This is a genomic window from Ruegeria sp. BHSC037, from assembly GCF_059613045.1.
Genome location: NZ_JBXWRT010000005.1, coordinates 151,501 through 170,782 on the forward strand (window position 1 = coordinate 151,501; position 19,282 = coordinate 170,782).

Annotated in this window: 18 protein-coding genes; 10 read left to right on the forward strand and 8 right to left on the reverse strand. The window is 63.0% G+C overall.

Annotated elements, in window-relative coordinates:
- Positions 1-7: 7 nt before the first annotated feature.
- The 3 genes from fdxA to AC2FMN_RS06795 all read left to right on the forward strand — a co-directional run bounded on the left by fdxA (position 8) and on the right by AC2FMN_RS06795 (position 2,008).
- Positions 8-346: a ferredoxin FdxA gene (fdxA, locus tag AC2FMN_RS06785; RefSeq protein WP_149775806.1), complete on the forward strand. Its 339-nt coding sequence runs from the start codon at positions 8-10 to the stop codon at positions 344-346.
- A 268-nt stretch (positions 347-614) separates the two neighbouring features.
- Positions 615-1,124, forward strand: coding sequence for a CarD family transcriptional regulator (locus AC2FMN_RS06790; RefSeq protein WP_149775807.1), 510 nt, complete (start codon positions 615-617; stop codon positions 1,122-1,124).
- Positions 1,125-1,246: 122 nt separating this feature from the next.
- Entirely contained in the window at positions 1,247-2,008 is a 762-nt protein-coding gene (locus AC2FMN_RS06795) for an ion channel (protein WP_496679633.1), read from the forward strand.
- On the opposite strand, the gene cobS is transcribed toward AC2FMN_RS06795, so the two are convergent.
- On the reverse strand, positions 2,005-2,769 hold the full coding sequence (gene cobS, locus AC2FMN_RS06800) for an adenosylcobinamide-GDP ribazoletransferase (protein ID WP_496687089.1): 765 nt from the start codon (positions 2,767-2,769) through the stop codon (positions 2,005-2,007). The genes AC2FMN_RS06795 and cobS overlap by 4 nt on opposite strands.
- Before the next feature lie 79 nt (positions 2,770-2,848).
- Between cobS and cobT the strand changes: the two genes are divergently transcribed.
- Positions 2,849-3,862: a nicotinate-nucleotide--dimethylbenzimidazole phosphoribosyltransferase gene (gene cobT, locus AC2FMN_RS06805; RefSeq protein WP_496687091.1), complete on the forward strand. Its 1,014-nt coding sequence runs from the start codon at positions 2,849-2,851 to the stop codon at positions 3,860-3,862.
- Between the two features lie 28 nt (positions 3,863-3,890).
- Here the strand turns inward: cobT and AC2FMN_RS06810 are convergent, their stop codons facing one another.
- Both AC2FMN_RS06810 and AC2FMN_RS06815 read right to left on the reverse strand, forming a co-directional pair.
- Entirely contained in the window at positions 3,891-5,768 is a 1,878-nt protein-coding gene (locus AC2FMN_RS06810; protein ID WP_496679638.1) for a monovalent cation:proton antiporter-2 (CPA2) family protein, read from the reverse strand.
- 19 nt (positions 5,769-5,787) lie between these two features.
- On the reverse strand, positions 5,788-6,243 hold the full coding sequence (locus tag AC2FMN_RS06815; RefSeq protein WP_496679641.1) for an Lrp/AsnC family transcriptional regulator: 456 nt from the start codon (positions 6,241-6,243) through the stop codon (positions 5,788-5,790).
- Positions 6,244-6,389: 146 nt separating this feature from the next.
- Here AC2FMN_RS06815 and hppD point away from each other — a divergent pair, with 146 nt between their 5' ends.
- On the forward strand, positions 6,390-7,487 hold the full coding sequence (hppD, locus tag AC2FMN_RS06820) for a 4-hydroxyphenylpyruvate dioxygenase (RefSeq protein ID WP_496687093.1): 1,098 nt from the start codon (positions 6,390-6,392) through the stop codon (positions 7,485-7,487).
- 54 nt (positions 7,488-7,541) lie between these two features.
- On the opposite strand, the gene AC2FMN_RS06825 is transcribed toward hppD, so the two are convergent.
- Positions 7,542-9,611, reverse strand: a complete 2,070-nt coding sequence (locus tag AC2FMN_RS06825) for a hypothetical protein (RefSeq protein WP_496687094.1) — start codon at positions 9,609-9,611, stop codon at positions 7,542-7,544.
- A 191-nt stretch (positions 9,612-9,802) separates the two neighbouring features.
- Between AC2FMN_RS06825 and AC2FMN_RS06830 the strand changes: the two genes are divergently transcribed.
- Positions 9,803-10,471: an SIMPL domain-containing protein gene (locus tag AC2FMN_RS06830; RefSeq protein WP_496687095.1), complete on the forward strand. Its 669-nt coding sequence runs from the start codon at positions 9,803-9,805 to the stop codon at positions 10,469-10,471.
- 2 nt (positions 10,472-10,473) lie between these two features.
- On the opposite strand, the gene AC2FMN_RS06835 is transcribed toward AC2FMN_RS06830, so the two are convergent.
- From AC2FMN_RS06835 to AC2FMN_RS06845, 3 genes are all read right to left on the reverse strand, one after another.
- Complete coding sequence (locus tag AC2FMN_RS06835; protein ID WP_496687096.1) at positions 10,474-11,184, reverse strand: GNAT family N-acetyltransferase; 711 nt, start codon at positions 11,182-11,184, stop codon at positions 10,474-10,476.
- A 6-nt stretch (positions 11,185-11,190) separates the two neighbouring features.
- On the reverse strand, positions 11,191-12,483 hold the full coding sequence (locus tag AC2FMN_RS06840; RefSeq protein WP_496687097.1) for an O-acetylhomoserine aminocarboxypropyltransferase/cysteine synthase family protein: 1,293 nt from the start codon (positions 12,481-12,483) through the stop codon (positions 11,191-11,193).
- Positions 12,484-12,555: 72 nt separating this feature from the next.
- Positions 12,556-13,551, reverse strand: coding sequence for a GT-B fold glycosyltransferase domain-containing protein (locus AC2FMN_RS06845; RefSeq protein ID WP_496687098.1), 996 nt, complete (start codon positions 13,549-13,551; stop codon positions 12,556-12,558).
- A 151-nt stretch (positions 13,552-13,702) separates the two neighbouring features.
- Here AC2FMN_RS06845 and AC2FMN_RS06850 point away from each other — a divergent pair, with 151 nt between their 5' ends.
- The 3 genes from AC2FMN_RS06850 (at position 13,703) to preA (ending at position 17,204) form a co-directional block, all read left to right on the forward strand.
- On the forward strand, positions 13,703-14,335 hold the full coding sequence (locus tag AC2FMN_RS06850; RefSeq protein WP_480634008.1) for a cupin domain-containing protein: 633 nt from the start codon (positions 13,703-13,705) through the stop codon (positions 14,333-14,335).
- Between the two features lie 160 nt (positions 14,336-14,495).
- Complete coding sequence (locus tag AC2FMN_RS06855; RefSeq protein ID WP_496687099.1) at positions 14,496-15,830, forward strand: NAD(P)-dependent oxidoreductase; 1,335 nt, start codon at positions 14,496-14,498, stop codon at positions 15,828-15,830.
- Between the two features lie 69 nt (positions 15,831-15,899).
- Entirely contained in the window at positions 15,900-17,204 is a 1,305-nt protein-coding gene (gene preA / locus AC2FMN_RS06860) for an NAD-dependent dihydropyrimidine dehydrogenase subunit PreA (RefSeq protein WP_496679655.1), read from the forward strand.
- 42 nt (positions 17,205-17,246) lie between these two features.
- On the opposite strand, the gene AC2FMN_RS06865 is transcribed toward preA, so the two are convergent.
- Positions 17,247-17,855, reverse strand: a complete 609-nt coding sequence (locus AC2FMN_RS06865; RefSeq protein WP_496679658.1) for a TetR family transcriptional regulator C-terminal domain-containing protein — start codon at positions 17,853-17,855, stop codon at positions 17,247-17,249.
- Positions 17,856-18,026: 171 nt separating this feature from the next.
- Here AC2FMN_RS06865 and AC2FMN_RS06870 point away from each other — a divergent pair, with 171 nt between their 5' ends.
- On the forward strand, positions 18,027-19,277 hold the full coding sequence (locus AC2FMN_RS06870) for a Zn-dependent hydrolase (protein ID WP_170538339.1): 1,251 nt from the start codon (positions 18,027-18,029) through the stop codon (positions 19,275-19,277).
- The last annotated feature ends 5 nt before the right edge of the window (positions 19,278-19,282 follow it).

Sequence of the window (19,282 nt, forward strand, 5' to 3'; positions counted from 1 at the left end):
TTCGACCATGACCTATGTTGTCACCGAGAACTGCATTGCCTGCAAATACACCGACTGCGTCGAGGTTTGTCCGGTCGATTGCTTCTACGAGGGTGAGAACACGCTGGTCATCCATCCCGACGAGTGCATCGACTGCGGTGTGTGCGAGCCGGAATGCCCTGCTGACGCGATCCGCCCCGATACCGAGCCGGGCATGGAAGAGTGGGTCGAATTCAACCGGAAATACGCCGAGATCTGGCCGGTGATCGTGTCGAAGAAGGATCCGCTGCCCGATGCCGAGAAGCACGACGGCGAAGAGGGCAAGATGGAGAAGTATTTCTCGGAAGCCCCGGGCGAAGGCGGCTAAGCGATTCGGCCGTCGCAATCGCGGCTTTCAGGACATCAAAGCTCTGAAAAACCTCGATATCTTGCCTGTAGCTGTTAGGCCGGCTTCCAGATGTCGTATTTTTGTGATATGATCAAACTCAGAAATCGACCGAGATGGGGATGACTCCGTAAGTATGTTCGCTTTGGAGTGCTGAAATCAATAAAGCCGGCAACCCGACGGGGGTCATTACAGACCCCGGTTCGGCTTTTGCCGTCTGTTCCCGCTCTGAAACCAAGGAAGCAAGTGCATGTCAAAATCGAAGAAGCTCGAGTTTCGCCCGAACGATTTTGTTGTCTACCCGGCCCATGGGGTTGGGAAGATCATATCGATCGAAGAACAGGAAGTTGCGGGATTCAAGCTGGAACTATTCGTGATCTCGTTCGAAAAGGACAAGATGACACTGCGGGTGCCGACCAACAAGGCCACCGAGTCGGGGCTGCGGTCGCTGAGCTCGCCGGACGTGATCAGCCAGGCCATGAAGACCCTGAAGGGCAAGGCCAAAGTCAAACGGGCCATGTGGTCGCGCCGGGCACAAGAATATGAACAGAAAATCAATTCCGGAGACCTGATCTCGATCGCCGAAGTGGTCCGTGACCTGCATCGCACCGACGAACAACGCGAGCAGAGCTACTCCGAGCGTCAGCTGTACGAGGCCGCGCTTGACCGGCTGACCCGAGAAGTCGCGGCTGTCTCGGGGTCCGACGAGATTGCCGCTGCCAAGCAGGTTGACGAAGCCTTGACCTCGCGCGCAGCCTGATCCGATGTGATCCGACAGATTTGACCGCCCCGGTTACGGGGCGGTTTTTTCATGGGCGCGCCTTGGTCGGGCGACCGGTTGCGGGTTAGGTTTTCGGGGATGGTACTGATCGAGAGGCGGTGATGAAACAAACGGTTAGGGCACTGTATGTCGGTCGCGCGGCGGTTTCGGTGTGGTTTCGGTATTTCCTCATCTTATTCGATTTCGCCTCGATCGTGTTCTTCGTTTCCACGGCCAACATACCCCACGGGCCGGCGCTGATCGCGGTCAGCTGGGGCGTGGGGCTGATCATCCTGCTGGATTTCCTGGCCCGATTGTGGATCGCCAAGGATCGCCGGAAACTGTTGTTCAAGATCTACACGATGGCCGATCTGGTGGTGATCGTGTCGATCGTCCTCGATCCGTTTCTGACCGGCAGCCTGGCCTTCCTGAGGGTTCTGCGGGCGCTGCGGCTGATCCATTCCTACCATCTGCTGCGGGATCTGCGGAGAGACAGCACGTTTTTTCGCACGCATGAAGATGCGGTGATTGCGGCGGTGAACCTTTTGGTCTTCGTGTTTGCAACGTCAACCGCCGTTTTGGTGTTCTTCATTCCATCCAGCAGCGAAACTCCCTATATCGACGCGCTGTATTTCACGATGGCTACTCTGACCACCACGGGGTTCGGAGACATCACCCTGCCCACGCCGGGCGGCAAGCTGTTTTCGGTGTTCATCATGGTCGTCGGGGTGGCGCTGTTCGTGCGCCTGGCGCAGGCCGTCTTCATGCCGCAAAAGGTCCGATATAAATGCCGCAGCTGCGGATTGTTCCGGCATGACCCGGATGCGGTGCACTGCAAGCATTGCGGCGCAACCTTGCGGATCGAAACAGGTGGCGTGACCTAGGCCGCAGCGGCCAGGACCAGAAGAAACACGATCTCGGACACTTGCTGGGTGGCGCCCAGGATGTCGCCGGTCTGGCCACCGATCTTTGCCTTGGCAATTGCAGCGACCGTCATCACCGCCAGGCCCGCGCACACCGTCGCGGCAATCGCGGGCCAGCCCGCCAGGGCCATGCCCAGAAAGCAGGCCAGAACCAACCCCGCGATCACCGCCGAGCCCGGAGGCGTTCCGACCTGATGGCTCAACCCCGCGCCGCGCGCATTGGGCAGCCCCGCCATCAACGGCGGCATCATCGCGCGCGAGACCACCGCCGCTGCCACGAGGCACGCAAGCCCTCCGCCGGTCAGAAGGGCGACGATCGCGGCCACCCGCATTAACTGTGAAAAAACCAACGCCAACACACCGAACGTGCCGATGTGGCTGTCCTTCATGATCTCGAGCCGCCGCTCGACCGAATAGCCGCCCCACAGCCCATCAGCGGTGTCGGCCAGCCCGTCTTCGTGCATGGCGCCGGTCACGATGGTCAGGGTTGCGGCGATCAGGGCGGCCGTGCCCCAGGGCGGCAGACCGGCACCCGACGCCACCCAGCCGACCAGACCGGCCAGCAGGCCAACGACCAGTCCCGCGAGGGGAAAGGCCCAGACCGCGTGCGCCTGACGGGCGAAAACCTCATCCGGCAGCCGGGGCAGGGGCAACCGCGTGAGAAGAACCAGCGCCAGCGGTATGTCCCGGGGCGAAAACAGCCGTGTGTCGTTTTTGTGCACCTGCGCGCCTTTCAAGGGGTTGTTGGAGCCTCGCGTTCGGTTAAACACGCAGGACGACTGTGATGCAACGAGGCTTTGAATGCTGCCCGAACTCGATGATCTGAATACTTTCCGGGATGCTTTGCGTACTGCGCCCGGCCCGGACGGGGACGCGCTAAGGGGCGCTTCCGACCGCAACGGCCAATTGACCAAGCCGCCGGGGGCCTTGGGTCGGCTCGAGGAACTAGCGATCTGGTATGCGGGCTGGCGCGGCGACGCGCAGCCGCGGATCGAGGCGCCGCAGGTGATCGTGTTTGCCGGCAATCACGGGGTGACAGCGCAGGGGGTTTCGGCTTTTCCGCCCGAAGTCACCGCGCAGATGGTCCTGAATTTCGAACATGGCGGCGCCGCAATCAACCAACTGGCCAAGGCGGCCGGGGCCAGGATGACGGTGCAGGCGCTGGATCTCGATCGACCGACGGCGGATTTCACGCAAGGCCCGGCCATGACCGAGGCCGAGCTTCTGGACGCGTTGCGTACGGGGTGGCGGGCGGTCGACCCCGATGCAGACCTGCTTGTGGTCGGCGAAATGGGCATCGGCAATACGACCCCGGCGGCGGCGATAGCCTGTGCCCTGTTCGGCGGAGAGGCCGCCGACTGGACCGGGCGTGGCACCGGTGTGGACGATGCCGGGCTTGCCAACAAGACGCGCGTCGTGGCCGAAGGTGTCGCACTGCACGGGGCCTCGGGTGATGGGCTCGAGATCCTGCGCTGCCTGGGTGGGCGGGAACTTGCGGCCATGGCCGGGGCGATCGCGGCGGCACGGGTGTTACGGATACCTGTCATTCTGGATGGGTTCATCTGCACGGCGGCCGCCGCCTGCCTGGATCGTGTGGCGCCCGGCGCGCTGGATCACGCGTTGGCCGGCCATCAAAGCGCCGAGGGCGCCCACGCCGCCATGCTGGCAAAGCTGGACAAGGCCCCCTTGCTGAACCTCGGGCTGCGGCTGGGCGAAGGGTCGGGTGGCGCGCTGGCGATCAACATCCTGAAAAGCGCCGTTGCCTGCCATTCGGGCATGGCCACCTTTGCCGAGGCCGGCGTGTCGGAAGGATGACGCCCATCTGATCCGGCCCCGCGCCGGATCAGGCGGATTTCTTTTCCTTCTTCTCGGCCAGTTCCAGCAGCGCGGTTTCCAGGTCCTTCTCCAATTCGCGCGCCTTTTCGATGTATTTCTTGTTCTCGGCCGTCGGCTGGCCGGGAACCCACAACTCGGCCAATTCGCGGATTGCCTGCCGGTCGTGGTGATAGAATGTCTGTTGGGCCTGCGCGGCTTCGTATTCGCTCAGCCCGATATTTTCCAGCACATAGCGGCCCGCCCGAAGCGAACTGTCGAACAGCTCGCGGACGATATCATCGGCGCCGGCCTGGTAGAGTTCGTACACATGGGTGCGGTCATGAGCGCGCGCGACGATGTGCAGATCGGGGCGCTGCCGCCGGGCATAGGCAACCAGCCGGGTCACTTCTTTGGGGTTGTCCATCGCGGCCACCAGGACTGAGGCCTTTTCCAGCCCCGCCGCCCGCAGCAGTTCGGGCCGCGTCGGGTCGCCCAGAAACCCCTTGACGCCAAAGCGCCGCATCAACTGGATGGTCTCGATGTTGTGGTCCAGAACCACCGTCTTGAACCCGCTGGCGCGGACCAGACGATTGACGATCTGGCCGAACCGGCCGATCCCGGCGATGATGACGGGCCCCTGTTCGTCGATGTCCTCGGGTTCGACCTGAGGGGCCCGGTCGCGGATGCGGCGCGACAGGACATCATACAGGATGAACAACAGCGGCGTGATCAGCATCGTCAGCGCGATGATCATCAACAGCTTTTGTCCAAGGGCAGGCGGGATCACGCTCTGCTTGGTCGAAAAAGCCAATAGCACGAAGCCGAATTCGCCCGCCTGTGCCAGACCCAATGTGAAAAGCCAATGATCGCGCCCACGCAGATTGAAGGCGCGCCCGACGATGTAGAGGATGATGCCCTTGATCAGGATCACCAGCAGCGCCAGCCCGATCAGGTCGAAGGGATCGTTGAAGAAATACCCTACGTCAATGCCAGCCCCGACGGTGATGAAGAACAGACCCAGCAGCAACCCCTTGAACGGCTCCAGATCGCTTTCCATTTCGTGCCGGAACTCGGAACTGGCCAGGACGACGCCCGCCAGAAAGGCCCCCAGCGCCGGCGACAGGCCCACCAGCGTCATCAGGAACGAGATCCCGACCACGATCATCAGGGCCAGCGCCGTATACATCTCGCGCAAGCGGGTCGCGTGGATGAACCGGAACAGGGGGCGGGTCAGGTAGACGCCGACCAGGATCACGACCGCGATCGCGCCCAATGTCACCAGCGTCACCGCCCAGCCGGGCAGGCCGTCGACCAGCGACAGCGCATGGTTCGCGTCGCCGTGCCCGTCGCCACCGCGCGTGATCGAGCCATCATCCTCGATGAAGATGCTGGCCGGCATGGCCAGCAGCGGCAGAAAGGCCAGGATCGGGATCACCGCGATGTCCTGCGTCAACAGAACCGAGAACGTCGCCCGGCCACCATTGGTGCGCATCAACCCTTTTTCGGACAAGGTCTGAAGCACAATCGCCGTCGAAGACAGCGACAGGGTCAGCCCAACCGCCAGGGCGACCGTCCACGGTTGCCCGGTATAATAGGTCACGGCCGCGATGGCCGCGGTCGAGATTGAAATCTGCAGCCCGCCCAGCCCCAGCAGCTTGTGCCGCATGTCCCACAGCGCGCGCGGTTCCAGTTCAAGCCCGATCAGGAACAGCATCATGACCACGCCGAATTCGGCCACATGCTGCAGGTCTTTGGTTTCCGCCCCCACCAAGCCCAGAATCGGCCCGATGGCAAGGCCGGCGGCGAGGTAGCCCAGAACCGACCCCAGCCCCAACCGCGCCGACAGGGGCACGGCGATCACCGCCGCCGCCAGATAGATCGAGGCCTGGTACAGAAATTCGTTCATCTCGTTCCTTTCGAGGCCGTCAAGTGGGCAGCGGGGCGTCGCGCTTGAGCTGATCCATCACGATTTGGCTTTGCACGCGGGCCACGGCAGGATGCGGCAGGATCACCTCGTGCAGCAAGGCGTTGAGCGCAGAAAGATCCGCACAATAGACGTGCAGCAGGTAATCCGCCTCGCCGGTCATCGTCCAGGCGCTGGTGATCTCGGGGCGGGAATTGACCATGCGGGCAAAGCTGGCCGATTGCTCGGGGCCGTGCGTGCCCAGGTGAACCTGGATGAAACCCTGCACGTGCAGGCCCAGTTTCAAGGGGTCCAGCTTGGCAGCATAGCCGGTGATATAGCCCTCGGCCTCAAGCCGCTGACGACGGCGGCCCGCCTGGCTGGGCGACAGGTTCAGCAACTCGCCCAACTGATGGGCCGTCAGATGGGCATCCTTTTGCAGGGCTGCCAGCAGGCGTGTGTCGATTGCATCCAGCATGTGCGAGTTTTTTTCAATCTTTACTATTTTCGCGCGAATTTCACGCATCAAATAGAAGTTTACATGAAAAATATGCGCAAAAACAGTGTGAAAAAATGCGTATTCTTGAATCAGCAAAGAAAATCCTTTCGTCGAGGAGACACGCCATGGGTCCTTTCCCCCACAATGCCCCGAAATCCGCCGTCAGCGCAGAAAACCCCGCCGGGACCGACGGATTCGAGTTCGTCGAATTCGCCCATCCCGAGCCGCAGGAGTTGCGCGATCTTTTCGCGAAAATGGGTTTTGAAATGGTTGCCCGCCACAAGGACAAGCCTGCAATCGAGCTGTGGCAGCAGGGCGACATCACCTATATCCTGAACGCCGATCCAGACAGTTTTGCCGCGAAATTCGTGGCTGAGCACGGGCCCTGCGCCCCGTCGATGGGGTGGCGCGTAGTCGATGCACAAAAGGCCTATGAACACGCGGTGTCAAAAGGGGCCGAACCCTATGATGGCGCCGACAAGACCATGGACGTGCCCGCGATCAAGGGCATCGGTGGATCGCTGATCTATTTTATCGACCAATACTACGAGACCTCGCCCTACAACGAGGAATTCGAGTGGCTGAAGCAGTCCAAGCCGCGCGGCGTGGGCTTTTATTACCTCGATCACCTGACCCACAATGTCTACAAGGGCAACATGGACAAGTGGTTCAAGTTCTACGGCGACCTGTTCAATTTCCGTGAAATCCGCTTCTTCGACATCCAGGGTAAATACACTGGTCTGTTCAGCCGCGCGCTGACTTCGCCCTGCGGCCGGATCCGCATTCCGATCAACGAGGACCGCGGCGAGACCGGGCAGATCGTGTCCTATCTGAAGAAATACAAAGGCGAGGGCATCCAGCACATCGCCGTCGGCACCGAGAACATCTATGACTCGACCGATGCCATCGCCGAGCGGGGGCTGAAGTTCATGCCCGGCCCCAACGATGCCTACTACCAGATGTCCTTCGACCGCGTGAAGGGCCATGACGAGCCGGTGGACCGGATGAAGAAGCACGGCATCCTGATCGACGGAGAAGGGGTTGTTGATGGTGGCGAGACCAAGATCCTGTTGCAGATCTTCTCGAAAACCGTGATCGGGCCGATCTTCTTCGAGTTCATCCAGCGCAAGGGCGACGATGGCTTCGGCGAGGGCAACTTCAAGGCCCTGTTCGAATCGATCGAGCGCGAACAGATCGAGTCCGGTGAAATCGACGCCGCCTGATTTTCGGCGATAGGCCTTTCGGAACCCGCTGAGGGTTCCGGACTTCTCGGTGTCTCATCCCTTGGGCATTGTCAGGGTCAGGTTGCGCCCCTGCTTCTGATAACGAAGCTCGCTGTCACCGATCGCAACGACCTTGCCGCCGTCGATCCGGTCGCCGATCTTCAGCTTCTTGTACCGGCCGCTGGGCAGCCGGACCAGGGCGCGGCGGTTGGCCGGGGTGCCATAGACCCCGATCAGGTTCAGTCGTCTGAGGTTGATCGCGTTGTCCATCGTCGCCTGCCGGGCAACCGATGCGGTGCTGGGGATCTTTGGCGCCACGGATTTTGGCTGGAACGACCCCGCGTCGTCATCCGATTCCTCCACCGCAGCGACCGAGCCCAGCGTGGCGCCGCCGGTCTTTTGCCGTTGGGCGGCCAGTGCGGCAACCGTCGATGGGCGCACCCGTGGGCGCGGGACCCGGACCACCGCCTGTGCGGTGGGGGTTTGATCTGTCTGCGCCCTGTCTTGGACGGACTTGGGGCGGGCTTTCGGGCGTATGCCGGCCAGTTCGGTCAATGACCGCCCCCCAAGCTGTTCCCGCTCGAACCTGTCGATCAGATCGGCCGGGCGCGTCTTGGGGCGAAGGCCGGCCAGCCGTTCGTCGGCCTGGGTGACCGTCGGGTCGGTTTCGAATCGAACGGGCACCGCCGGCGGCACACGCGCTGGCCGTCCCATATACACCATGACGCCGTCCTGGTTCAGCGTCCCCTCGGGGGTCGGCGTCACCAACCCGCGCGCGTCCAGCGCGAACCGCGTGCCCGGCGCCGCGGGAGCGCTGACCTGATCGACCGGTGCGTCGGATGCAAAACTCAGGACATCGGGCAGTGCAATCGCATCCTGTGACAGGTCGGTCGAGTCGATGGATGCAAGATAGAGTTCGTCCTGGTCCTCCAGTGGCGGTGTCGGCGGGGCCTCTGGCGCAACGATGGTCAGGCCGGTGACCTCTTGGAACACCTCCTGGCTTTCGGGGTCGCGCTGGACCTGTTCGACCGGCGATGGCGCGACCGTCAGCGCATCCAGAACGGCGGCGTCGATCGGGTCCGGCCCGGGTGTGGGTGCGTCCGGGGTTTCAACCGGCGCCGAGACCAGATCGGCCAAGGCCTCGGGGTCGGTTTCGGAAGGAACCGGCGGCAATTCAACGGGTGCACGTCCAGGTCCCGTTGTCGCCGCCTGCTCGGCCGGGGGCGGAACCGGCTCTGCCGGCGTGGTCACGGGCGCAGTGGTCTGAGGAACCTGATCTTCGGGTTGGTCCAGTACGGGGGCCTCGGCAACCACAGGCGCGGGAGGGGCAGGGCTCGGGGCAGGGGCGTCATCCGAGCGGTTCAGAATGCCAAATGCCACACCGGCCAGTACTGCAACGACGGCCACCGGCACCGCACGGCGCAGGCGGCGGTCGTGCCACAAGGTGCGTGCCGAGGGTCCGTCCAAGGTGTTCTGCGGGCGAAACGTCGCCGCGCCGTGCGGTTCAGCAACGGGGTGGACTGCGACCGAGGGCTCTGCGGCGGTCACTTCGGGCGAGGGTGCCGGTGCCGGCTCGGTCGGTTCAGTGCCCTCTGGGCGCGCGGGCAGGTCGGTTGCAATCGGCGCGGTTGCCGCCGTCGTATTGCCAGGTGCTCCGTCGAAACGAAACTCGAAGGATCCGGGCCAGGACTCACCCAGCGGAGGGGCCGCAAAACACAGGGGCACGAACCCGTATTGAACGGTAAATCTTCGCGCCTCGTCCAGAGTTTCGCGGGCGATTGCGGCCACTTGCAGAACACCGTCCCGACGCTGAGAATCATGGAGCAGCTCGTTCGCCGCATAGGGCGTCGCCGCGGCCAGTTCGGCCTCGATCCGCGCGGTCGGATCGCCCAAACCGGCGTCATCGGCTGGAATCCCAAGATAGCGGACATGCTCGGCCGGGATCACGACGATGCAGCTTAGGTCGTTGGCCAGCGCAAAGGCCTGTTTGCGCAGTTCGGTCAGGCTTTCGGAAAAATCAGGATCGTCCAGCGTAACGGATCCGATCTCGAACCATTCGCCATCGGACTGGTGCAGAAGCGTGATGCCGTTTTCCGAAAGGGACAACGCGAAGGCGGGTGTCATGATCCGAAGATGCCGTAATTGCCAGAACCAAAGCAAACGCCCATGCGTTCGCCCAACGAGGTTAAAGCAGGAACCCGCCGAGGGAAAGGCAAAGCCGGATTCTCCCCTTGCTCGGCAAGGGTCTGCCGGCCCATTGTCCGAGACAGGAAACCGGAGGGATCACCTTGAAGACATTTGCTTTTTTGGCGGCAATGCTGGCGGCGACCGCGGCCGGCGCCGCCCATGCGGAAGAACGTCGCATCCGTGTGTCCGCGACCGGAACGGCCGAGGCCGCGCCCGACATGGCCACCATCATGCTGGGGGTCACGAACGAAGACAAGGCGGCCTCGGCCGCAATGCGCGCGACCTCCGCCGCCGTCACGAAGGTTCTGGCCCGGCTGGACGACATGGGCATCGCGCCGCGTGACGTGCAGACGCGCGACCTGTCGGTTTCGCCGGTCTGGAGCGGGCGGGGCTATTCGGGCGACGGCACCCCACGGATCACCGGCTTCGTGGCCTCGAACCGGGTGGTCGTGCGGGTGCGCGACCTGGGCGCGTTGGGCGCGATTCTGGATGGGGTCATGGAAGATGGTGCAAATGATTTCGGCAGCCTGAGCTTTGGCCTGCAAGAGCCCGAGCCGCTGGAGGCCGAAGCGCGGGCCAAGGCCGTGGCTGACGCCATCGAGAAAGCCCGGCAACTGGCGCAGGCCGGCGGCGTTACCCTGGGGCCGGTTCACTCGATCGACGAGCAGAGCGGCGGCCTGCGGCCGGTGATGCAGATGCGCGAGATGGCCATGGCCGATTCGGGCGGGGTCCCGGTCGCCGGTGGCGAGGTTTCGGTTTCGGTCACCGTGTCGATGGAGTTTGACATTTCCGACTAACGTCATCTTTCGCTGCGGGCCATCAGTGGTTTCCGCTGTTGGCCCGAGGCATCAAAATTCTCGGGTGACGACCAGGTTTCGAACGCCTGCCGGATGCGTGGCCAGTCCGTATCGATGATCGAAAACCACGCCGTGTCGCGGTTGCGCCCCTTGTAATGGGTGGCCTGCCGAAATTCGCCTTCGAAGACAAAACCCAGCCGTTCGGCGGCCCGGCGCGACGGGGCATTCAGCGCATCGCATTTCCATTCGTACCTGCGATAGCCCAGTTCATCGAAGACGCGGCGCATCATCAGGAACATCGTTTCGGTTGCGACCGGCGTGCGCTGCATCAGCGGCGAGAAATGGATGTGCCCCACCTCGATCGCGCCGGCATTGCGGTCGATACGCAGGTAGGATGCCATCCCGACGGGCTGTCCGCCTTGGTCCAGAACCGTGTGGAACAGCGGATCGTCCCCCGTGCAGGTCTGCGCCAGCCAGGCGGCGAACCCCGCTTGCGAGTCGAACGGGCCGTAGGGCAAGTAGGTCCAATTGCGCCCGTCGGTATCGGCGGCAAACGCCCGGAACAGGCCGGGCGCATGCGCATTCGCATCCAAGGGCACCACGCGGCAAAACCGCCCCTGCATGGGCGCGCTCGGTGGGGCCGGGCGGGGGAACTCCCCCGCAACCGGCAGGCCCACGGGCTGGCCCAATGCGTTGATCCGGTGCCCCGGCATTTCGGACTAGGCGCAAGCCTTGGATAGTGCCTGATCGAGATCGGCGATCAGGTCATCGGCATCCTCGATCCCGATCGACACCCGCACCACGTTCGGCCCGGCACCGGCGGCCTCTTGCTGTTCGGGGGTCAGCTGCCGGTGCGTGGTCGAGGCCGAATGGATGATCAGCGACCGCGCATCGCCCAAGTTGGCGACGTGGCTGAAGATCTCGAGCGCGTTCACCAGCTTGACGCAGGCGTCATAGCCACCCTTGACCGCAAAGGTGAACAGTGCCCCGGCGCCCTTGGGATAATATTTCTTGACCCGGTCGTGATAGGGTGACGAGGGCAAGCCCGCATAGGTCACATAGTCCACGCGGTCGTCTTTCTCGAGCCACGCGGCGATCTTTTCAGCGTTTTCGACATGGCGCTGCATGCGCAGGCTCAGCGTCTCGATCCCCATCAGCGTGTAATGCGCAGCCTGCGGGTTCATCGTCATGCCTAGGTCGCGCAGGCCCACGGCTATACCGTGGAAGGTGAAGGCCAGTGGGCCGAAAGTTTCGTGGAATTTGAGGCCGTGATAGGCGGGCTCCGGCGCGCTGAGCGAGGGAAACTTGTCGCTGGCGGACCAGTCGAACTTGCCCGAATCCACGACGCAGCCGCCGGTGACCGTGCCATTGCCGGTCAGGTACTTGGTGGTCGAATGCACGACCAGCGTGGCGCCATGCTCGATCGGGCGGCACAGATAGGGCGTGGCCGAGGTGTTGTCGACGATCAGCGGAATGCCGGCGGCGTCGGCCACGTCGGCCAGCGCGCGGATATCGGTGACATAGCCGCCCGGATTGGCGATGGATTCGCAGAACACCGCGCGGGTGTTGTCATCGATGGCGGCCTTCACAGCATCCAGATCATCGGTATCAACGAACTTGGCCGACCAGCCAAAGCGCTTGATGGTCTGGCTGAACTGCGTGACCGTTCCACCATACAGCCGGGTCGAGGCGACCACGTTGCAACCCGGCCCCATCAGCGGGAACAGAGCCATGATCTGCGCCGCGTGACCCGAAGAACAGCACACTGCGCCAACGCCACCTTCCAGCGTCGCCACCCGCTCTTGCAGAACTGCCACGGTGGGGTTGGTCAGCCGCGAATAGATATAGCCGACCTCTTGCAGGTTGAACAAAGCGGCCGCGTGATCGGCATCGCGGAACACATAGGCCGTGGTCTGATAGATCGGGGTCTGGCGCGCGCCGGTCGCCGGATCGGGGCGGGCGCCCGCGTGAATTTGCAGCGTATCAAAACCATAAGTGGGGCCGTCGGACATCCGTCACTCTCCTGTTGGGAATATGCGTTGCAGAATCTCTAGGCGATTGCCGGGCGAGGCACAATGTCCGCGTCAGCGCAGCCACAGCCCCTTGTTCTTGATGACCTTGCGGATGGCCTGCTCGCGCTGGGGCAGGTTGTCCCGGTCGAACATGGCGCGGATCCTGGCGCCCTTGCCCTGATAGACCAGCCGTTTCAGCGGATCATAGTTCTTGAGCACCTTCTTGACCTTATTGGGCGCGGAAACAGTTTCCAGCACCTCGACCACCCGGTCGCTTTCGCGTGCGTAAAGCAGCGGGAACAGGCGATAGTGGCAGCTGACCGAGCCATCCAGCAGGTCCGCGGGCAGAACATCGCGCCCGCCGCCAAGCGCGTGGATGACCAGCGGCAGAGCCGCCTGGTCCAGCCACGGGTCCAGGTTCTGGCCGGTCAGGGCGGGGATCTCTTCATCCCGGATGGTGCGCGCATAGTCCAGAAACCGCGTGCCGAATTGCCGGGGGCATTTGTAGAAGAAATAGCCCGCATTGAAGTACAGATACCGCCGCCAGTATTCCTCCGGTTGGGTCGGGTCGATCGAGCTTTGGAAATCAAGCCCGAACCGATCATAGAGCGCCCGCCAGATGCCATCGAACCCCGGCCCGTACAGGGTCGGCTTGGGCCAGGTGCCCTCGACCTTCTGCGACGCACCGGGCCGGTCGAAATCGAACGGCACGGCGGCCAGGTCGCCTGTAATCAGCGTGTCGGTGTCGAAGAACACGAATGGCTCACCCTCGGGCAGGGCGGTCAGAGCCTCGATCTTGTTGCCGTAGGGATAGCTTTCGCCGAACACCTCGGACGAAAAGGGCAGGATCTCGGCGTCCAGCTGTTTCAGCGCCTTCAGAACATCCTCGTTGCGGATGCTTGGGTCCTGGCTCCAGCGCGGGCCGGGTTGCGGAACGCCTACGAACAGGCGGCCCGAAAATCCGGGCGCGGAGTGGCGCAGAGAGGCGGCGAACAGGACGGCTTCGTATTGCAGGCGGTTGTTCTGCCCGATGATCAGGATGTTGAATTTCTGCCGGTCTGCCTGCATCTGCGCCTTCCGTTCGGGGCGCTTGCCCGCCCCTTGCCGTTGGTTTCGACCTACAGCATCGCTGAACCTGCGTCAAAACCGTTGACGCCGCGTGTTTGAAATCGGGCCCGGCACGCCCATGTTGATGGAGAGGACCAGACAGGAGCGCGACATGCGGATCAATGCGGATTTCACCCAGCGGGTGGCGGTTCACTTCGACCAGACCGAGTGGGTGGCCTCGCCTGCCGCAGGGGTCGAGCGCAAGATGCTGGACCGGATCGGCGACGAGGTGGCGCGCGCCACCACCATCGTACGCTTTGCGCCCGGCAGCGCCTTTGCCGCCCACACCCATGACGGGGGCGAGGAATACCTGGTTCTGGACGGCGTTTTTCAGGACGAGACCGGAGATTTCCCGGTGGGCAGCTATGTCCGCAACCCGCCGACCTCGTCGCATACGCCATCGGCCAGCCAAGGCGCGACGATCCTGGTCAAACTGCATCAATTCGACCCAAACGACCGCACCACCGTGCGCCGCTCGATCAACGGTGCGGACCAAGTGCCGCTGTTCAAGGACGACCACGAAACGGTTGAAGTGCGCAGTTGGCCGCCCGATCAGGTCGTGCCGATTGACGCGCCCGGCGGGGCTGAGGTCTTCGTGATCGACGGCGGCTTCACCGAACAAGGCGAGGAATTCGCGCGATGGGACTGGCTGCGTCTGCCGCCCGGAACGCGCACTGAATTGCGGGCAGGTCCGGATGGCGCCCGCGTCTGGATGAAGTCAGGGCACCTGTCCGTCATGGTCTGAGGCCGGTTTCGCCTGAAAAACGGGCAAATGCCACCAAAGAACCGGGTCATTCGGCCCGGTTTTCGCTTTTTTGACCATTTGGCAAATTTTACCAATTGATAAAAAATTTGTTTGTGGCAAGCTGGTCTCAATAACAAACATATCTACAGGGAGTAGAGTGATGGCACAGGGCCAGATGGCACCCGGCATCGTCGCCGGGCGGCTTTCCAGCGATGAGCTGACCTCGAATTTCACCGATCTGCATCCGCCTCTGGCGCCGCACGAGGCTGCCGTGGCCGCCGATCGGTGTTATTTCTGCTATGACGCGCCGTGCGTGACGGCCTGTCCAACCGATATCGATATTCCGCTGTTCATTCGGCAGATTCAGGCCGGGCAACCGGAATCAGCGGCAAAGACGATCTTCGATCAGAACATCCTGGGCGGCATGTGCGCCCGTGTGTGCCCGACCGAAACGCTGTGCGAGGAAGCCTGCGTGCGCGAAACGGCCGAGGGCAAGCCGGTCGAGATCGGGCGCTTGCAGCGGTATGCGACCGATACGCTGATGCAGGCCGGTGTGCATCCGTTCACACGTGCGGCCCCCACCGGCAAGACCGTTGCCGTGATCGGGGCAGGGCCGGCGGGGCTGGCCTGTGCGCATCGGCTGGCGATGCTGGGCCACGACGTCGTGATCTTTGAGGCAAAGCCCAAGCCGGGCGGGCTGAACGAATACGGGATCGCCGCCTACAAGGCGACCAATGACTTTGCTCAGGCCGAGGTGGACTGGCTGCTGAAGATCGGCGGCATCAGCATCCGAACCGGCGAGGCGCTGGGCCAGACGGTCACTCTGGACAGCCTGCGCAACGACTATGACGCGGTGTTCCTGTCGATCGGTCTGACCGGTGTGAACGCGCTGCGGGCCCAGGGCGAAGACCTGCCGGGCGTGCGCGACGCGGTCGATTTCATCGCCGAGGTCCGCCAGGCCGCTGATTTGGCTCAGGTTCCGGTGGGCCGGAACGTAGTGGTGATCGGCGGCGGGATGACGGCGGTCGATGCCGCGGTCAAGTGCAAACTGCTGGGCGCCGAGAACGTGACCATCGCCTATCGGCGCGTGCGCGCGGCGATGAGCGCCAGTAAATACGAACAGGATCTGGCGGCCTCGAAGGGGGTGCGCATCCTATGCAATGTCCAGCCCGTCGCCATCCATGGCAACGGGGCAGCGGCCGAGATCGAATTGGAGTATACTGCCACCGTGGACGGCAAGCTGACCGGCACGGGCGATACCATCCGTCTGGCCGCCGATCAGGTGTTGAAGGCCATCGGCCAGACGCTGAACGGCGCGCCCGAGGGGCTGGTGCTCGACGGCAACAAGATCGCTGTCGATGCGGCTGGACGCACCTCGGTTCCGGGGGTCTGGGCCGGCGGAGACTGTGCTGCGGGTGGCGAGGATCTGACCGTGACCGCCGTAGCCGAGGGCCGCGATGCCGCTATGGACATTCACGCCAGCCTGAGCGCCTGAGCGAGGCGTCGGCGCGTGAATTTGTGTGACAAGACGAAGATGCATCTTCGCATCAGGGAGGCCGGATAAATGGCTGATTTGAAAACGAACTTTCTGGGCATCGAAAGCCCCAACCCCTATTGGCTGGCCTCGGCGCCGCCGACCGACAAGGAATACAACGTCCGCCGTGCCTTCGAGGCCGGATGGGGTGGCGTCGTGTGGAAAACGCTGGGCGCGGAAGGCCCGCCGGTGGTCAACGTGAACGGCCCCCGGTACGGGGCGATCTACGGGGCCGACCGGCGTCTGCTGGGCCTCAACAACATCGAACTGATCACCGACCGGCCGCTTGAGGTGAACCTCGAGGAGATGGCCCGCGTCAAGGCGGATTACCCGGATCGCGCACTGATCGCCTCGATCATGGTGCCGTGCGAGGAGGAGGCCTGGAAAGCCATCCTGCCGCGCGTCGCTGAAACCGGCGCCGACGGGATCGAACTGAACTTCGGCTGCCCGCACGGGATGAGCGAGCGCGGTATGGGCTCGGCCGTGGGGCAAGTGCCCGAATACATCGAAATGGTCACCCGCTGGTGCAAGAAATACTATGACCGCCCGGTGATCGTGAAGCTGACGCCCAACATCACCGACATTCGCAAGCCGGCGGCTGCGGCCAAGAATGGCGGGGCCGATGCGGTGTCGCTGATCAACACGATAAACTCGATCACCAGTGTCAATCTGGACACGTTCAGCCCCGAGCCCTCGATCGACGGCAAGGGCAGTCATGGCGGCTATTGCGGCCCTGCGGTCAAGCCCATCGCCCTGTCGATGGTCTCCGAGATCGCCCGCGCCGAGGCGACCCATGGCCTGCCGATCTCGGGCATCGGCGGGGTGACCACATGGCGCGACGCGGCCGAGTTCATGGCGTTGGGCTGCGGCACGGTCCAGGTATGCACGGCGGCGATGACCTATGGGTTCAAGATCATCGATGAACTGACGGCGGGACTGTCACAGTGGATGGACGAGAAGGGATACTCCAACGTATCGGAGATCGTCGGGCGCGCCGTCCCGAATGTGACCGACTGGCAATATCTGAACCTGAACTACGTTGCCAAGGCCAAGATCGATCAGGATCAGTGCATCAAGTGCGGCCGCTGCTACGCGGCCTGCGAGGACACCAGCCATCAAGCTATCTCCATGTCGCCCGACCGAGTGTTCGAGGTGATCGACGAGGAATGCGTGGCCTGCAACCTGTGCGTGGATGTCTGCCCGGTCGAGGGCTGCATCTCGATGGTGCCGATGGCGGCGGGCGAGGTCGATCCGCGCACCGGCAAGGTGGTTCAGCCGGACTATGCCAACTGGACAACCCACCCGAACAACCCGATGGCCAAAGCCGCCGAGTGATCGGCGTCAGATCACCGAAAGGGGCCGCGCTGCGGCCCTTTTTCATGGGGTCAGCAGTTTTCGGTACAGGGTGTCGATAAAGGGCGCAGCCCCTTCGAACGGGTCTTCGTCGCCCAGGATCGCCCGTACCTGAACATCGAAATCCGCATAATGCTGGGTCAACGCCCAGATCGAAAAGATCAGGTGATGCGGGTGCAGGCGGGCGATTTTGCCCTGATCCATCCAATGCATCAGAACGGCCGCCTTCTGATCGACCAGCGCCTTCAGATCGTTCGACAGGGCGTCATGGATGCGAGGCGCGCCCTGCACCAGCTCGTTCGCAAACAGGCGGCTTTCGCGCGGCAACTCGCGGCTCATCTGCAGCTTGCGCTTGATGTACGAGAGGATCTCCTCCATCGGCTCGCCGTTTTCATCAAGGTCGTGCAGCGGCGCCAGCCAGGTTTCCAGAAGGCCGGACAGAAGCGCGGTGTGGATCGCCTCTTTTGACGGGAAATAATACAAAAGATTTGGCTTGCTCAGCCCGGCCTCGGCCGCGATCTGATCGACGGTCGCCCCGCGAAAGCCATGGGCCGAAAACACGTTCAGCGCAGCCTCGAGAATCGCGGCGCGGTTCTTTTTCTGAATTCGGGTCGGGGCGCGGTCTTTGGGCATGTATTCAGGGCGTCTCTTTTTCGAACAAGCAGGTGTTGAATATGCCGATTTTTGCATCGGCGCGATGCAATTTCTTGACTGATGTTGAACCCGTGATAGCGTGAGTTTGACCAGATGGTCAAATCAAGACACCAAAAGCGAGCTAAATCGCAAGCAACAGGGAAGACGAACATGGCAGCTCCGGCGCAGAATCTCAGGATTAATGGCGACAGGTTGTGGGACAGCCTGATGGAGATGGCCAAGATCGGTCCGGGCGTTGCCGGCGGCAACAACCGCCAGACCCTGACCGACGAAGATGCCGAAGGCCGCGCGCTGTTCCAGAAATGGTGCGAAGAAGCCGGGTGTACCATGGGCCTCGACCAGATGGGCAACATGTTCGCCATGCGCCCCGGCACGGACCCCGATGCGCTGCCGGTCTATGTAGGCTCGCACCTGGATACGCAGCCGACGGGCGGCAAGTATGACGGGGTGCTGGGGGTTCTGGGTGCGCTCGAGATCATCCGAACCCTGAACGATCTGGGCATCAAGACGAAACACCCGATCGTGGCCACCAACTGGACCAACGAAGAGGGCACCCGGTTCGCCCCCGCCATGCTGGCGTCGGGCGTGTTCGCGGGGATGCACACGCAGGATTGGGCCTATGACCGCGAGGATGCCGAAGGCAAGAAGTTCGGCGACGAGTTGCAGCGCATCGGCTGGCGCGGCGACGAAGAGGTCGGGGCCCGTAAGATGCATGCCTTCTTTGAACTGCATATCGAACAGGGCCCGATCCTCGAGGCAGAAGGCAAGGATATCGGCGTCGTCACCCATGGGCAGGGCCTCAGCTGGACCCAGGTGACCGTGACCGGCAAGGACGCGCATACCGGATCAACCCCGATGCCGATGCGCAAGAATGCCGGGCTGGCGATGGCGCGCATTCTCGAAAAGGTGGACGAGATCGCATGGTCGCACGCGCCTCATGCCGTGGGGGCTGCCGGGCATATCGACGTCTATCCGAACTCGCGTAACGTGATCCCGGGCAAGGTGGTGTTCACGGTCGATTTCCGCTCTCCCGAGTTGGACGTCATCAAGGATATGGAAAACCGTCTGCGTGTCGCCGCCGAGGACATCGTGGATGAGATGGGCCTGCAGGTCGAGTTCGAGAAGGTCGGCGGGTTTGACCCGGTGAAATTCGACGAGACCTGCGTCGCCGCCGTACGCAACGCGGCTGAGCGGCTGGGCTATTCGCACACCAACATCATCTCGGGCGCAGGGCACGATGCCTGCTGGATCAACCGTGTGGCGCCGACCGCGATGGTGATGTGCCCCTGCGTGGATGGCCTAAGCCACAACGAGGCCGAGGAAATCAGCAAGGAATGGGCAACCGCCGGGGCCGACGTCCTTTTCCACGCGGTCGTCGAAACCGCCGAGATCGTGGAGTAGCCGGG